Here is a 15,796-nt window from a genome sequence, read left to right as displayed (position 1 = left end):
GCGGGCGGGGAGTTTTAGGACGCCTGTTTTCCGCTGGGCGTTTTTCCGCTTTCCTTCAGGCCCGCCGGCGCCGTATCTCGCTGCGGATCACGAACAGGACGGCGCCGATCAGCATCAGGTCCAGCGCGAACCAGGTCAGCGCATAGCCGAGATGGCTGTTGGGGAAGCTGACCACCGTCAGCCCGCCGACCGGCCAGCCGCCGGGATTGCGGGTTGAATCGGCGTCGATGAAATAGGGGGCGGCCTGCTCCACCCCGGTCGCGGCGGCGATGGCGGCAACGTCGCGGGAATACCAGCGGCCGGCGGCCGGGTCGTTGCTGCGCAGGAAGCCGCCCTTCGGCTCGGTCAGGCGCAGCAGGCCGGCGACGGTGACCTCTCCCTGCGGCTGTCCCTCGGCACGGGTCGCGGGATCGCGCCTGTCCGGCGGCACGAAGCCGCGGTTGACCAGAACTGTGAAGCCGCGGTCGGTGACCAGCGGCGTCATCACCCAGAAGCCGCCGCCCAGGTCGCTGACCGCCTGCACCAGCGTCTCGCGGTCGTTGAGGAACCGTCCGGTGACGGCGACCCGCCGGTATTCGTCCGAGGCGGCGTTGACCGAAACCCACGCCTCCGGCCCCGGAGCCGAGACGGGCGAGGCATGGATGCGGGCGTCCACCCGCTCGATCAGGTCGAGCTTCCATACCCGGCGTTCGAGCTGCCAGATGCCGAGCGCGGTCAGGCCGGCGATGCCGGCGAGCGCCAGAAGGCCGAAGAGGGCCAGCGCCCAAGCCGGGCGGGCCCTCTTCACCGAAGAACCGCCCGCAGGGGGCGCGGACGGCAGTCCGGTCACGGCATCTTGCTCATGTCGTGGCCGGGCATCATGTTGGCGTTCAGGTGGTACATCACCCAAAGCGAACCGGCGAACATGATGACCACGACGATGATCGTGAAGATCATCGCCAGCATCGACCAGCCGCCTTCGACACGACCGTTCATGTGCAGGAAATACACCATGTGGACGATGATCTGGACGACGGCCAGAGCCAGGATCACGACCGTGGTGGTCGTGTTGTCCAGCGTGCCGTTCATCACCAGCCAGAACGGGATGACCGTCAGGATCACCGACAGGACGAACCCGATCATATAGCTGCCGAAGGTGCCGTGGGCGCCCGCGGGATGGCCGTGATCGTCGTGGCCATGGCCACCATGACCGTGATCGTGTCCGTGATCGGCGTGGTGGTCGCTGTGCGCGTGGGTGCTCATCGCAGCGCTCCCATCAGATAGACGAAGGTGAACACACCGATCCAGATGACGTCCAGGAAGTGCCAGAACATGCTGAGGCACATCAGGCGCCGGCGGTTCGCCGGGATCAGGCCGCGGCGGGCGACCTGGACCATCAGCGTCACCAGCCACACGCTGCCGAAGGTGACGTGCAGGCCGTGGGTGCCGACCAGCGTGAAGAAGGACGACAGGAAGGCGCTGCGCCACGGGCCGGCGCCCTCATGGATCAGGTGGGCGAACTCGTACAGCTCGATGCCCAGGAAGGCGAGGCCGAACAGCAGCGTGATCGCCAGCCAGCCCTGGGTCTGGCCGGTGCGGCCCTTCTCCATCGCCAGCATGGCGAAGCCGTAGGTGATGGAGGACAGCAGCAGCATGGTGGTGTTCAGCGCCACCAGCGGCAGGTCGAACAGCTCCTTCGCCGTCGGACCGGCGGCGTAGCTGGTGCCCAGCACGCCGTAGGTCGCGAACAGCACCGCGAAGATGAGGCAGTCGCTCATCAGATAGATCCAGAAGCCGAGCGCGGTACTGGCGGCTTCGTGGGCGTGCTCGTCCCTCACATAGAAGACGGGCGGGGTGGCGTCGCGCGGGGTGTCGTGCCCCGCGTGGTCGCCGTGCATGGCTTCAACGGTCGTCGTCATGCTTTACACCTGTCCGGAGAGCAGACGGGTCCGCTCGCTCTCGGTCCGCACCACCTCATCCACCGGGATGTGGAAGTCGCGGTTGTAGTTGAAGGTATGGCCGATGGCGACCACCAGCAGGCCGATGAAGCTCACCGCGGCCAGCCACCAGATGTGCCAGACCATGGCGAAGCCGAGCGCCACGCTGATCCCGGCCAGGATGATGCCGGCGCCGGTGTTGCTCGGCATGTGGATCGGGCGGAAGCCCTCCAGCGGACGGGCATAGCCGCGCTTCTTCATGTCCCACCAGGCATCGTTGTCATGGATGACCGGCGTGAAGGCGAAGTTGTAGTCCGGCGGCGGCGAGGAGGTCGCCCATTCCAGGGTGCGGCCATGCCACGGGTCGCCCGACACGTCGACCAGCTGCTTGCGCTTCAGGATGCTGACGGCGATCTGGATCAGGAAGGAGCCGATGCCGAGCGCGATCAGGACGGCGCCGAAGGCGGCGATCTGGAACCAGATCTGCAGCGACGGATCCTCGAACACGCGCAGGCGGCGGGTGACGCCCATCAGGCCCAGGACGTAGAGCGGCATGAAGGCGAAGTAGAAGCCGATCACCCAGAACCAGAAGGACATCTTCCCCCAGAACGGGTCGAGGCGGAAACCGAAGGCCTTCGGCCACCAGTAGTAGATGCCGGCGAACAGGCCGAACAGCACGCCGCCGATGATGACGTTGTGGAAGTGGGCGATCAGGAACAGGCTGTTGTGCAGGACGAAGTCGGCCGGCGGAACCGCCAGCAGCACGCCGGTCATGCCGCCGAGCACGAAGGTCAGCATGAAGGCGATGGTCCACATCATCGGCAGCTCGAACCGGATGCGGCCGCGATACATGGTGAACAGCCAGTTGAAGATCTTCGCACCCGTCGGGATCGAGATGATCATCGTCGTGATGCCGAAGAACGAGTTCACGCTGGCGCCCGAACCCATGGTGAAGAAGTGGTGCAGCCACACCAGGTAGGACAGGATGGTGATGACGACGGTCGCGTAGACCATCGAGGTGTAGCCGAACAGCTTCTTGCCGGTGAAGGTGGAGGTCACTTCCGAGAAGATGCCGAAGCACGGCAGGATCAGGATGTAGACTTCCGGATGGCCCCAGATCCAGATCAGGTTCACGTACATCATGGGGTTGCCGCCCATGTCGTTCGTGAAGAAGTGCGTGCCGACATAGCGGTCCAGCGACAGCAGGACCAGAACGGCGGTCAGAATCGGGAAGGAGGCGACGATCAGGACGTTGGTGCAGAGCGAGGTCCAGGTGAAGACCGGCATCTTCATCATGGTCATGCCGGGGGCGCGCATCTTCACGATCGTGCAGATCAGGTTGATGCCCGACAGCGTCGTTCCGACGCCCGCCACCTGCAAGGCCCAGATGTAATAGTCGACGCCGACGTCCGGGCTGGCCTCCAGCCCCGACAGAGGCGGATAGGCCAGCCAGCCGGTGCGCGCGAACTCACCGATGAACAGCGAGGCCATGATCAGGACGGCGCCGCCGACGGTCATCCAGAAGCTGAAATTGTTCAGGAACGGGAAGGACACGTCGCGGGCGCCGATCTGCAGCGGCACGACATAGTTCATCAGCCCTGTCACGAAGGGCATCGCGACGAAGAAGATCATGATCACACCGTGGGCGGTGAAGACCTGATCGAAGTGGTGCGAGTTGAGGTAGCCCTCGCTGCCGTTGAAGGCCATGGCCTGCTGGGCGCGCATCATGATGGCGTCGGCGAAGCCGCGCAGCAGCATGATCAGGCCCAGGATCATATACATGATGCCGATGCGCTTGTGGTCGACGGTGGTGAACCACTCTTTCCACAGGTAGCCCCACAGCTTGAAATAGCTGAGGGCGGCGACCAGCGCGATGCCGCCCAGCATCACCGCGAAGAAGGTCGCGACGAGGATGGGCTCGTGATAGGGGAAGGACTCCAGGCTGAGGCGCCCGAAGAGGAAGGTCGTCAGTGTCTCAAGCATGCCGGTGTGCCCAATCAGGGATTGGCCAGCCGCTGCGGCCCGGCCGGGGAGGCGGACGCGCTGATCGGCGTGACGGTGGGGCGCTGCACGGCGCCCGAGTTTGCGGCGGCTTCAACGGCCTCGGCGACGGTGCACAGGCCGGTCGCCTGCGTGTCCGGGAAGCCGGCCAGCGTGTTGGCCCGCAGGATGGCGTCGGCCGCGGCCTTGCCGCCGGCGTTCAGCCCGCCCGCGCGGTCGATGGCGGCCATGTCGCTCATGCACATGGTGCCGGGACGCACGCACATGTTCACGACGGCGTTGAACAGCTTCGGATCGACGGTGCCGAAATGCTGGACCGGAACCGCCTCGCTCGGCTTTTCCAGCGCCAGATAGGCGTTGCGGTCGAGCGAGCCGCCGGCCGTCTTCACCTTGGACACCCAGCCGTCGAAATCCTGGTTCGACAGGCCGAGGAAGTTGAAGCGCATGTGCGAGAAGCCCGCACCGCTGTAGTTGGACGAGAAACCCTTGTAGGTCCCCGGCTCGTTGATCACGGCGTGGAGCTTCGTCTCCATGCCCGGCATGGTGTAGATCATGCCGGCCAGCGCCGGAACGTAGAACGAGTTCATCACCGTCGAGGCGGTGAGGCTGAAGCGGATCTGCCGGTCGACCGGGGCCGCCATCTCGTTCACGGACGCAATGCCGTATTCCGGATAGACGAACAGCCATTTCCAGTCGAGCGCCACCACCTGCACGTCCAGCGGCTTGGCGCCGGCCGGAACGGGCTTGTCCGCCGCGATGCGGTCGAGCGGACGGTAGGGGTCGAGCTTGTGGGTGGTCACCCAGGTGATGGCACCCAGGCAGATGATGATCAGCAGCGGGGCGGCCCAGATCACCAGTTCAAGCTGCGTCGAATGGTCCCAGTCCGGTTCGTAGCGGGCTGTGTTATTCGACTGACGGTAACGCCAGGCGAACAGCACGGTAAGCGCCATGACCGGGACGATGATCAGGAGCATCAGCAGGGTTGAGATGACCACAAGGTCACCCTGCTGGCTTGCAACGTCGCCGGCCGGGTTCAGCACGACCAGGTTGCAGCCACTCAACGCCGCCATCAATGGCAGCAGGGCGATTGCGCGATAACGGCTCAAGGCAGGACCTGTATCAAAGGTTTGCTTTGGGGAGAGAGCTAACGGCAATAGCCTAGCTCCGACATTGGACAATTTGTCCAATGCCTCACTCCTGCGCGCTTGACAGATCACCGACTGTTGCGGTGACATATTGTATGATCTGCGGATCATCGCAAGCGAAATTACGCAGCCGGAGCCGACATGATGACTTCATCGATTGCGGCCGTTGAACGGGACGGAAGGCTGGTGAACGCGCGGCATCACGGGATCAATCCCGGAGAGATTGCCATCGGCGTGATCATTGGCCGAACCTCCGAGTTTTTCGACTTTTTCGTTTACGCCATCGCTTCCGTGATCGTTTTTCCGAAGCTGGTGTTCCCCTATGTCGATCCGCTGACCGGGACCCTGTGGTCTTTCGCCATCTTCGCGCTGGCCTTCGTCGCGCGACCGATCGGCACCTTCATCTTCATGGCCATCGACGAGAATTACGGGCGCAGCGCCAAGCTGACCATCGCCCTGTTCCTGCTGGGCATCTCCACCGTGGCGCTGGCCTTCCTGCCGGGCTACGAGTCCATCGGCGTCGCCGCCGCATGGCTGCTGGCCCTGTCCCGCATCGGGCAGGGTGTCGCGCTGGGCGGCACCTGGGACGGTCTGGCCTCGCTTCTGGCGATGAACGCGCCGGAGAACCGGCGCGGCTGGTACGCGATGATCCCGCAGCTGGGCGCGCCCATCGGCCTGATCGTGGCGAGCGGCCTGTTCGCCTACATGGTCAACAGCCTGTCGGCGGAGGATTTCTTCGCCTGGGGCTGGCGCTATCCCTTCTTCGTCGCCTTCGCCATCAATGTGGTGGCCCTGTTCTCCCGCCTGCGGCTGGTGCAGACGCCGGAGTTCGAACGCCTGTTCGTGAACCGTGAACTGCAGCCCGCCCCCGTGGTGGAGACGCTGCAGGTGGAAGGCAAGCGCGTGGTGATCGGCGCCTTTGCCCCGCTGGCGAGCTTCGCCCTGTTCCACATGGTCACCGTCTTCCCGCTGTCCTGGATCTTCCTGAACGCCAATCAGGAGACCGGCGTCTTCCTGCTGATCGAGGTGATCGCCGCCGCCTTCGGCGTCGTGGCCATCGTCGCCTCGGGCTACATCGCCGACCGGGTCGGGCGGCGCACGCTGCTCGGCACCTGCGCCGCGGCGATTGCGGTGTTCAGCGGCTTCGCCCCGATGCTGCTCGACGGCGGCAAAATGGGCGAGCTGGTCTTCATGGTGCTGGGCTTCGTCATCCTCGGCCTGTCCTTCGGCCAATCGTCGGGGTCGGTGGCGTCGGGCTTCACCCAGCAATACCGCTACACCGGCTCGGCGATGACCTCCGATCTGGCTTGGTTGTTCGGCGCCGGCTTCGCGCCCTTCGTCGCCCTGTTCCTGTCCAGCCACTTCGGGCTGATCGCGTCCGGCCTCTATCTGCTGTCCGGTGCGGTCTGCACGCTGGTGGCTTTGAAGATCAACAAGACGCTGTCGTCCTGACCGCGACTCTGTCGTCCTGACGACATGAAGACCGCCCGCCGCAGTCCTGCGGCGGGCGGTCCTCGTTTTGAGAGTCGGAATCTGTCGGTCAGCCCTGGACGGATTGGCTTTGCGCCGGCTTGGCGGCGCTCTGGAACCGCAGGATCTTCGGCGTCCGCATGTCCTCGCCGATGGGGGCGTCGCTGGCCGCACCCCGCATGGCGGAGACCGGACGGGGGAAGCCGCTGCGGTCGCTGTAGTCCGGCACCGGCAGGCTGCGGTAATAGGCCTCCTCCCGGTGCAGCTTCTGGGCGCAGACCGCGTCGAGCGCCGTTACCGCCATCACCGCGCCGAAGGCGATGCGGGCGTTGCCGGCGCGCGGGTTGTCCTCCATCCCGGCCGCCAGCGTCGCCATGTCCACGGCGTCGCCGGCAATGCGGCTCCAGATCCAGGGCTTGGGATCGCCGAGCGCCAGCAGGCCGACACCGGCGGTGATCTCCCGCACGCCATAGGCGCGGATCAGGTTGGTCTTGTCCTCCATCCCCATCCAGCGGGCGATGGTCCGGCCCGCCATCACTTCGGCGACGCCGAGCCCGATGCTGAACCAGCCCAGCCCGCGGGCGAGGGTGTCTCCGGCCGAGGAGCGGTCGTAATAGGCCATGATGTCACCTCAAGGCTTGAGGATCACCTTGATGCAACCGTCCCGCTTGTCGCGGAAGGTCTTGTACATCTCGGGTCCCTGGTCGAGCGGAACGGTGTGGGTGATGACGAAGGACGGGTCGATCTGCCCCTCCTGAATGCGGTTCAGCAGGTCGTCGGTCCAGCGGTTGACGTGGGTCTGGCCCATGCGCCAGGTCAGTCCCTTGTTCATCGCCATGCCGAAGGGCATCTTGTCGACCAGCCCGCCATAGACGCCGGGGATCGACAGCGTGCCGGCCGGGCGGCAGACATAGATCATCTCGCGCAGCACATGGGCGCGGTCCGATTCCAGCATCAGCGCCTGCTTGGCGCGGTCCATCATGCTGTCGAGCGTCGCGGTTGCGTGCGCCTCCATGCCGACGGCGTCGATGCATTTCTCCGGACCCTTGCCGCCGGTCAGCTCGTTCAGCCGCTCGACGACGCTTTCCTCTTCGAAGTTGATCGTGATGGCGCCGCCGGCCTTGGCCATCGCCAGCCGTTCCGGCACGCAATCGATGGCGATGACCTGTTTGGCGCCGAGCAGGATGGCGCTGCGGATCGTCATCTGACCGACCGGGCCGCAGCCCCAGATCGCCACCGTGTCGGTCGGCTGGATGTCGCACTGGGCGGCGGCCTGCCAGCCGGTGGGGAAGATGTCGCCGAGGAACAGCACCTGTTCGTCGGTCAGCCCGTTGGGGATCTTGATGTGGGTGCGGTCGGCCATCGGCACCCGCACATATTCGGCCTGCCCGCCGGCATAGCCGCCGGTCAAATGGGTGTAGCCGAACAGCCCGGCGGTGGTGTGGCCGAAGACCTTGTCGGCCAGCGCCTTGTTGCGGTTGGAGCGCTCGCAGACCGAATAGTTGCCGCGCTTGCACTGGTCGCACTCGCCGCACCAGATAGTGAAGGGAACCACCACCCGCTCGCCGACCTTCAGCGCGCTTTTGGCCTCGGCACCCACCTCCATCACCTCGCCCATGAACTCATGGCCGACGATGTCGCCCTTCTCCATGCCCGGCATGAAATTGTCGTGCAGGTGGAGGTCGGAGCCGCAGATGGCGCAGGTCGTCACCTTGACGATGGCGTCGCGCGGATGCTCGATCTCCGGATCGGGGACCGTGTCGCAGCGGATGTCGTTGGCGCCGTGCCAGACCAGTGCTCTCATCGAAGTCTTCCCTTTTCGGCCACCTCGTTGGTAGCCAGGGCAACAGGGCCGGCCGACGCAGCGTTCCGCCGCCTTCCGGCCCCTTGCCTTCAGGGGAACGTCAAAGGATCAGTGCCTTTTCGCGGGCGACATTGCCGGACATGATGGCGGTCTGGCCGTCGTCCAGGCTGTTGCGCAGGGCGGGGAAGTCGATCTCCTCCTCCTGCCGGATGTGGCCGTCGACGATGCGCTTCAGGTCGAGCGCGACGGCGAGCCAGCTGGGGTCGTCCTTCGGCGTCTGTTCCAGGGTGAAGAGGTGCATCTTCATTTCGGCATGCTCGCCGTAGAGATGCTTGGCGTCCTCCTCCTTCCGGGCCTCCTCGTGCAGCAGCGGATAGACGACGTCCTCCTCCGCCATGGCGTGGGCGGCGAGCCGGCGCTTCAGCCGCAGCAGCAGCTGGGTGCGGCGGCCCGGCGCGTCGATGGGGGTCTGCACCATCTCCACCAGGAGATCCTTGATGTGGCGATGGTCGTCGATCAGCGCGTCGATGCCGTCGCGCCCGGCGGCATGGCGGGCGGTGCCGGCCAGCTGCGCCACCACCGGCGGCAGCAGCCGGCTCGCCACCAGGGCCAGCGCCGCGCCGCCGGCCATCATCGCCAGGCCGCGCGGCGACAGCCAGCCCGTGCCGTCCCGATGCGGGTAATCCGATCCTGAGTAACGTGCCATGAGGGGACTCCTTCCTGCCGGTTGGGTCATCTCGCCCACCAACAGGCACCCGAGCCCCGGCGTTCCGGCGATCCGTCAGGAGGCGATACCCCTCAGGACCGCTGGGCCGCCCCCGATACACTGCCAGACGCATCGCCCGGCGCGTCGGCGGTCGTCACCAGCAGGTGGAGAAGCATCAGTGCGGTGAAGAACAGGTAGGATTGCAGGATGTTGTAGGAGGTGTCGGCAAGCTCGCTCAGGGGATGGAAGAAGTCGTTGCTCAGGATCGCGAAGCCGGCGCCCAGCATCAGCAGCCGGCCCAGGCTCCGGCGCCGGTCGCCGCCGGTCCGTTCCAGCGCCGCCCGGTCGATCAGCACGAACAGCAGATAGGCGCAGACCGGCAGCAGGACACCGTAATGCGGGACCCAGGCGATGGGCGTGCCGATGGTGAAGCAGGTGCCGGCCACCAAGAAGGACGCGACCGGCTGCCGCCCGCCATTCCTTATCCGCCACAGCAGGCCGAACAGGACGAAGGCCACGCCGGAGACCAGCGTCGCGATATGGACCAGCGGGTGGTAGGGGGCGAAGGCGCTGCCCCGCCATTCGGTGTCGCCGTTGGTGGTCGACATCAGGTTGGGGCCGTTGTGCAGCAGCCGGTGCAGCAGCCCGTTGACGGTCTGGTTGGAGTAATAGCTTTCGCCATGCTGGCCCAGGAAGGACAGCACGTCGAGGTAATGCAGCGACGGCCCGAAGCCGTAGAGCGCGCAGGCGGCGGCGAAGCCGGGGGTCACCACGGCGGCCCAGCCGATGGCGAACCCCCATTCCCGCCGCAGCAGCGCCCAGACCAGGAACAGCGACATCTGCGGCTTGATCAGGGTCGAGGCGCCCAGCAGTACGCCGGCCAGCACCCGCCGGTCGCGCAGATAGAACAGGGTGGCGAAGACGAAGGCGGCGTTCAGCCAGACCTGAATCTGGCCGACGGCGAAGGCCTTGACCACCGGATAGAAGCACAGCGCCGCCACCGCCCCCAAGGCGGCCAGGGTCAGCCGGCTGACCCCGCCGCGCATCGCCCGGTCGAAGCCCATGCGCTCCGCCAGTTCCCGCATCAGCAGCGCCATGCCGCCGGCCGTTGCGACGACCATCAGCAGGTTGATCAGGGCATAGATGCGCAGATGCAGCAGCCCGACCGCCGACAGCGCCTCCATCACCAGCAGCGAGGTCAGCGGATACTGGAACTTCACATGCTGGGTGAAGAAGACGGCGTCATAGACATTCTCCTTCCCATGCTCGCGCAGCCAGCTGAAGGCCGTCATCATGGGTTCCCAGCTGTCGAGCGGAAGCCGTTCCGGCGACCGGCCCGCCACCAGCAGCAGGACATCCCACACCGTGGTGTCGCCGGTGCCGCCATCCAGATAGGGCCGGAAGACGACGCCAAGCAACGTGTCGGCACACAGCACGAACAGGAATGCCACCGACACCGTCCAGGCGGCGAAGCGGTCCTTGGCCTGGATATTGGCGGCCTGGACATTGGCGGCCAGGACGTCGACCGCAGCGGTCCTGCTGCTGCCCAGCGGTCCTTCCAGCGTTCCTTCCGCCGCGCGCACGAAATCCTTCGATCTCATCGACGACCACTCCCTGGCATTTGTCCCGGCTTCAACCGCCGGCAAGTCCGCGAAACTATGCCAGAGCAGTGCGTGTGGGGAACGTGCCCCACCCGTGCCGGACCGGAGTAATGCCATTAAGCGCCGGCCACCCGCAGCGGTAGCCGACTACCCCGCCGCGACCGCTGCCGGCGCGTTCGGACGACGGATGGCGGCGTGGAAAATGTCGGAGCTGTGGCTGTCGGCGATTCAAAGTCGGGCCGCCGGCAACCCACCGTTGCCGAACGCATGGAGGTTATGCGTTTTCGGAATCCCTTGTTTTCCCTTGGCTTATTGTTCTTAGGGTGCGGAGTATTCTAATGTCAGGCTACCCCCATTTCGGGTTCGGCCGGATGCCGTCCCGACAGAGACCAGCTTCAGGCCCCCGGTGACCCGACGGTGATGGCGTCCTCTCACATAATCGTCGGTGGCGCCACGTGGTTCTACCTGTCGAGCCGGTACGGGATGGCCTTCGACGCGGTCGCCTTCGGGGCGGCGATTCTGGGAGCGCTCGCCCCGGACATCGACCATCCGAAATCGACGCTCGGCCAGTTGGTCAAGCCGCTCTCCACCGCGATCTCCAACATCTTCGGCCATCGCGGCGTCACCCATTCCGCCCTCGCCATCGTCGGCTGCCTGTGGGTCCTGCACGAACATGCGGCCTATCAGCATGTGCTGATCCCCTTCATCGTCGGCTACCTCACCCATCTGGCCGGCGACATGCTGACGCCGGCCGGGCTGCCGCTGCTGTGGCCGATCAAGCGGCGGCGCAACTTCGCCCTGCCCATTCTGAAGACCGGCGGTTTTTCCGAACAACTGGCGGTGACGCTGATGGCGGGCTGGATGATCTCCGGCCTGTTCTCCGGCGGCTGGCCGGAATTCCCGCTGCAACGGCCCTGGCGCTCGGTCGTCGCCGCGGCGCAGACCTATCTGGGCGAGGGCGGCACGGAGAAGGCCGCTCCCCCGCTGCCTGTGCGCAAGCCGCCGGAAACCAGCCGGACCAAGCCGCTCAAGGGCTGACGTCCGGCCGTTCGGGTGTTCGTCCCGGTGCCCCGTCGAAACTTCCGAAGCGAAGCCGGAAATCCGCGCGGATTGTCGGAGATGGAGCCGCATGTCCGAATTTTATTCCGCAAAAACGGAATTGCCGGAAGCGCACGCCCTGAAACGGGCCGGATGTTCTGATATTTTGCCGCAAAACCCGTCATACATTCCGTGTAAACGCATGAAGTCAGAATTTTATATTGAGAAACGGCGTAAATACCAGATGGAAAGGATCCTGGAAAATCGGTTAGCCTGACAGGCGTTGGACCGGCTTCCCCGACTGCCGGACCCGGGCTTTTCGAAGCCGCCCCGAGCCCCCCGACCAGAGCCAGCCACGCGATGAACCAGATGATCGATCCGAGCGCCGCCCCCGCTTCCGAGCCGTCCCTCTCCAGCGGGGCCCCGACCACCGGGGCCGGCCCCTTCGCCGCCTTCGCTCCCGTCGTTCGTCCGGCGGGGCCGCTGCGTCAGGCGATCACCGCCGCCTACCGCCGGCCGGAGCCGGACTGCGTGGCGTGGCTGGTCGATCAGGCGGCGCTGCCGGCGGAGGTCACGGCGGCGGCGGCCCAGACCGCGCGCACGCTGATCTCGGCATTGCGCGCCAAGCCGCAGGGGCGCGGGGTGGAGGGGCTGATCCACGAATACAGCCTGTCGAGCCAGGAGGGCGTGGCGCTGATGTGTCTGGCGGAGGCGCTGCTGCGCATCCCCGACCGCGCCACCCGCGACGCGCTGATCCGCGACAAGATCGCCGGCGGCGACTGGCGCGCCCATCTCGGCAACAGCCCGTCGCTGTTCGTCAACGCCGCGACCTGGGGGCTGCTGGTCACCGGCAAGGTCACGGGCGTTCTGGGCACCGGCTTCGGCGGCGAGCAGGCGTTGTCCTCGGCGCTGACCAAGCTGATCCTGCGCGGCGGCGAGCCGCTGATCCGCCGCGGCGTCGATTTCGCCATGCGGATGATGGGCGAGCAGTTCGTCACCGGCCAGACCATCGACGAGGCGCTGTCCAACAGCCGCAAGATGGAGGCCGAGGGCTTCCGCTATTCCTACGATATGCTGGGCGAGGCGGCGACCACCGCCGCCGACGCCGACCGCTATTACGCCGATTATGAAAAGGCCATCCACGCCATCGGCAAGGCCTCGGCCGGGCGCGGCATCTATGACGGCCCCGGCATCTCGATCAAGCTGTCGGCCCTGCACCCGCGCTATTCCCGGTCCCAGGCGGGCCGCGTTATGGCGGAACTGCTGCCGCGCGTCACCGAGCTGGCCCGGCTGGCCCGCAGCTACGACATCGGCCTCAACATCGACGCCGAGGAAGCCGACCGGCTGGAACTGTCGCTCGACCTGCTGGAAGCCCTGTGCTTCGACCCGGATCTCAAGGGCTGGAACGGCATCGGCTTCGTCGTCCAGGCCTATGGCAAGCGCTGCCCCTATGTCATCGACTTCGTCGTCGATCTGGCCCGGCGCAGCGGCCACCGGCTGATGGTGCGTCTGGTCAAGGGCGCTTATTGGGACAGCGAGATCAAGCGCGCCCAGGTCGACGGGCTGGAGGATTTCCCGGTCTACACCCGCAAGCTGCACACCGACGTCTCCTATGTCGCCTGCGCCCGCCGGCTGCTGGGCGCCCCCGACGCGGTGTTCCCGCAGTTCGCCACCCACAACGCCCAGACGCTGGCGACCATCTACCAGATGGCCGCCCAGCTGAACGGCGATTTCAAGGTCGGCCAGTACGAGTTCCAGTGCCTGCACGGCATGGGCGAGCCGCTCTACAAGGAGGTGGTCGGCCCGCTGAAGCGGCCCTGCCGCGTCTATGCCCCGGTCGGCACCCATGAGACGCTGCTGGCCTATCTGGTCCGCCGCCTGCTGGAGAACGGCGCCAACAGCTCCTTCGTCAACCGCATCGCCGACAAGAGCGTGTCCATCGACGATCTGGTCGCCGACCCGGTGGCGCTGGCCCGTGCAGCATTGCCGGTGGGTGCCAAGAACCCGCTGATCTCCCTGCCGGCCGATCTCTACGGCGCGGAGCGGGCGAACTCCGCCGGCCTCGACCTGTCGAACGAGACGGTCCTGGCCGACCTGTCCGCCGCATTGCGCGACAGCGCCGCCGTCGCCTGGACCGCCGCCCCGCTGCTGGCGGACGGCGAGCGCCAAGGGAAGGCCCAGCCGGTGCTGAACCCGGCCGACCACCGCGACACCGTCGGGCACTGCGTCGAGGCCGGCCCCACCGACATCGCCGACGCCTTCCTGTTCGCCGAGGCCGCCGCGCCGGTCTGGGCCGCCACCCCGCCGGCCGAGCGCGCCGCCTGCCTGTTCCGCGCCGCCGACGCCATGCAGGCGCGCCTGCCGACCCTGCTGGGCCTGATCATCCGCGAGGCCGGCAAGTCCGCCGCCAACGCCATCGCCGAGGTGCGCGAGGCCATCGACTTCCTGCGCTATTACGGCGCGCGGGTGCGCGACGGCTTCGCCAACGACACCCATCTGCCGCTGGGGCCGGTGGTCTGCATCAGCCCGTGGAATTTCCCGCTCGCCATCTTCTCCGGTCAGGTCGCCGCGGCGCTCGCCGCCGGCAACCCGGTGCTGGCCAAGCCGGCGGAGGAAACCCCGCTGGTCGCGGCGGAGGCCGTGCGCCTCCTGCACGCCGCCGGGGTTCCGGCCGGCGCGGTCCAGCTTCTGCCCGGTGCGGGCGAGGTCGGCGCCGCCCTGGTCGGCCATGCCGGCACCCGGGCGGTGATGTTCACCGGCTCCACCGAGGTGGCCCGCCTGATCCAGCGCCAACTGGCCGGACGCCTGTCGCCGCAGGGGACGCCGATCCCGCTGATCGCCGAAACCGGCGGACAGAACGCCATGATCGTCGACAGCTCCGCCCTGGCGGAGCAGGTGGTCGGCGACGTGATCGCCTCGGCCTTCGACAGCGCCGGCCAGCGCTGCTCGGCCCTGCGCATCCTCTGCCTGCAGGAGGATGTCGCCGACCGCACGCTGACCATGCTGAAGGGCGCGATGCGCGAGCTGCGCATCGGCAGCCCCGACCGGCTGGCCGTCGATGTCGGCCCGGTCATCACGGCGGAGGCGCGCGACGGCATCGCCCGCCACATCGAGGCGATGCGGGCCAAGGGCCGCCGGGTCGAATCGCTGCCGCTGCCGGCGGAGACCGCCGATGGCACCTTCGTCGCGCCGACCATCGTCGAGATCGACGGCATCGCCGATCTGGAGCGCGAGGTGTTCGGCCCGGTCCTGCACGTCCTGCGCTTCCACCGCGACGATCTGGACCGGCTGGTCGATGCCATCAACGGCACCGGCTACGGCCTGACCTTCGGCCTGCACACCCGCATCGACGCCACCATCGACCGGGTGACGAGCCGGATCGAGGCCGGCAACCTGTACGTCAACCGCAACACCATCGGCGCGGTGGTCGGCGTACAGCCCTTCGGCGGCCATGGCCTGTCCGGCACCGGCCCGAAGGCGGGCGGCCCGCTGTACCTGTCGCGCCTGCTGTCCGTACGTCCTGTCCTGGATCTCGGCATGCGTGGCGACGATGCCGTACGTGCGCCGGCCCATGCGCTGGCCGACTGGCTGGCCGACCAGGGCAGGGCGGAGATCGCCACCGGCGTCCGGTCGCTGACCAAGCGCTCCCCCGTCGGCGGCAGCGTCGAACTGGCCGGTCCGGTGGGTGAGAGCAACGTCTACAGCCTGATCCCGCGCGGCCGCATCCTGCTGCTGCCGCAGACCGAAGACGGGCTCTACCGTCTGCTCGGGGCCGCGCTCGCCGCCGGCAACGAGGTGGTGGTGGATGGCGACGCCGCCGTCACCGCCGGCCTGACGGGTCTGCCGGCGGAGCTTGCTGCCCTTATCCGGGTGAGCGCGAACTGGACCGGCTTCGGCCCGCTGGCCGGTGCGCTGGTGGAGGGCGACTCCGCCCGCCTGCTGGCCGCCAGCCGCCGCATCGCCGAGCTGCCCGGCCCCCTCGTCCTGACCCAGGGCGTTCCGGCCGGCGGCGCAGGGGTGGAGATCGCCTGGCTGATGAACGAGCGCTCGCTCAGCATCAACACCACCGCGGCCGGCGGCAATGCCAGCCTCGTGGCTATGAGCTGAGAGCGGGA

13 protein-coding genes are annotated in these 15,796 nt (G+C 67.1%); 4 read left to right on the top strand and 9 right to left on the bottom strand.

From position 1 onward, the window contains the following. Positions 1-55: 55 nt before the first annotated feature. The 5 genes from ABNQ39_RS29870 to cyoA are packed head-to-tail and all read right to left on the bottom strand — an operon-like array spanning position 56 to position 5,023. The gene (locus ABNQ39_RS29870; protein WP_376965076.1) at positions 56-787 is read right to left on the bottom strand and encodes an SURF1 family protein; all 732 of its coding nucleotides are present in this window, start codon (positions 785-787) and stop codon (positions 56-58) included. Positions 788-825: 38 nt separating this feature from the next. Next, positions 826-1,242: a cytochrome o ubiquinol oxidase subunit IV gene (cyoD, locus tag ABNQ39_RS29865; RefSeq protein ID WP_376965074.1), complete on the bottom strand. Its 417-nt coding sequence runs from the start codon at positions 1,240-1,242 to the stop codon at positions 826-828. Next, positions 1,239-1,898: a cytochrome o ubiquinol oxidase subunit III gene (gene cyoC / locus ABNQ39_RS29860; protein ID WP_376965072.1), complete on the bottom strand. Its 660-nt coding sequence runs from the start codon at positions 1,896-1,898 to the stop codon at positions 1,239-1,241. Before cyoC ends, cyoD begins: the two co-directional genes overlap by 4 nt. A gap of 3 nt (positions 1,899-1,901) precedes the next feature. Beyond that, positions 1,902-3,899, bottom strand: coding sequence for a cytochrome o ubiquinol oxidase subunit I (cyoB, locus tag ABNQ39_RS29855; RefSeq protein WP_376965718.1), 1,998 nt, complete (start codon positions 3,897-3,899; stop codon positions 1,902-1,904). Between the two features lie 14 nt (positions 3,900-3,913). Then, positions 3,914-5,023, bottom strand: a complete 1,110-nt coding sequence (gene cyoA, locus ABNQ39_RS29850; RefSeq protein WP_376965716.1) for a ubiquinol oxidase subunit II — start codon at positions 5,021-5,023, stop codon at positions 3,914-3,916. A 180-nt stretch (positions 5,024-5,203) separates the two neighbouring features. On the opposite strand from cyoA, the gene ABNQ39_RS29845 reads away from it, so the two are divergent. Next, the gene (locus ABNQ39_RS29845) at positions 5,204-6,514 is read left to right on the top strand and encodes an MFS transporter (protein ID WP_376965714.1); all 1,311 of its coding nucleotides are present in this window, start codon (positions 5,204-5,206) and stop codon (positions 6,512-6,514) included. 88 nt (positions 6,515-6,602) lie between these two features. Here ABNQ39_RS29845 and ABNQ39_RS29840 read toward each other — a convergent pair whose 3' ends face one another. The 4 genes from ABNQ39_RS29840 to ABNQ39_RS29825 all read right to left on the bottom strand — a co-directional run bounded on the left by ABNQ39_RS29840 (position 6,603) and on the right by ABNQ39_RS29825 (position 10,643). After that, positions 6,603-7,154 carry a cyclase dehydrase gene (locus tag ABNQ39_RS29840; RefSeq protein WP_376965712.1) on the bottom strand — a complete coding sequence of 184 codons (552 nt, stop codon included), beginning with the start codon at positions 7,152-7,154 and terminating at the stop codon, positions 6,603-6,605. Positions 7,155-7,163: 9 nt separating this feature from the next. Next, on the bottom strand, positions 7,164-8,336 hold the full coding sequence (locus ABNQ39_RS29835; RefSeq protein WP_376965710.1) for a zinc-dependent alcohol dehydrogenase: 1,173 nt from the start codon (positions 8,334-8,336) through the stop codon (positions 7,164-7,166). 100 nt (positions 8,337-8,436) lie between these two features. Beyond that, positions 8,437-9,042: a hemerythrin domain-containing protein gene (locus tag ABNQ39_RS29830; protein WP_376965708.1), complete on the bottom strand. Its 606-nt coding sequence runs from the start codon at positions 9,040-9,042 to the stop codon at positions 8,437-8,439. A gap of 92 nt (positions 9,043-9,134) precedes the next feature. Beyond that, positions 9,135-10,643 (bottom strand): glycosyltransferase family 87 protein, encoded by a 1,509-nt coding sequence (locus ABNQ39_RS29825; RefSeq protein ID WP_376965706.1) that lies wholly within the window; start codon positions 10,641-10,643, stop codon positions 9,135-9,137. 420 nt (positions 10,644-11,063) lie between these two features. Between ABNQ39_RS29825 and ABNQ39_RS29820 the strand changes: the two genes are divergently transcribed. From ABNQ39_RS29820 to putA, 3 genes are all read left to right on the top strand, one after another. Continuing rightward, positions 11,064-11,681: a metal-dependent hydrolase gene (locus tag ABNQ39_RS29820; RefSeq protein WP_376965704.1), complete on the top strand. Its 618-nt coding sequence runs from the start codon at positions 11,064-11,066 to the stop codon at positions 11,679-11,681. Between the two features lie 91 nt (positions 11,682-11,772). Continuing rightward, a complete protein-coding gene (locus tag ABNQ39_RS29815) occupies positions 11,773-11,958 on the top strand; it encodes a hypothetical protein (protein WP_376965702.1) in 186 nt (61 codons plus the stop codon). An 83-nt stretch (positions 11,959-12,041) separates the two neighbouring features. Then, positions 12,042-15,788, top strand: a complete 3,747-nt coding sequence (putA, locus tag ABNQ39_RS29810) for a trifunctional transcriptional regulator/proline dehydrogenase/L-glutamate gamma-semialdehyde dehydrogenase (RefSeq protein ID WP_376965700.1) — start codon at positions 12,042-12,044, stop codon at positions 15,786-15,788. The last annotated feature ends 8 nt before the right edge of the window (positions 15,789-15,796 follow it).

The sequence above is a fragment of the Azospirillum sp. A26 genome, from assembly GCF_042604635.1.
Taxonomy (GTDB): Bacteria; Pseudomonadota; Alphaproteobacteria; order Azospirillales; family Azospirillaceae; genus Azospirillum; species Azospirillum palustre.
This window is presented reverse-complemented; position numbering and strand designations above follow the sequence as displayed.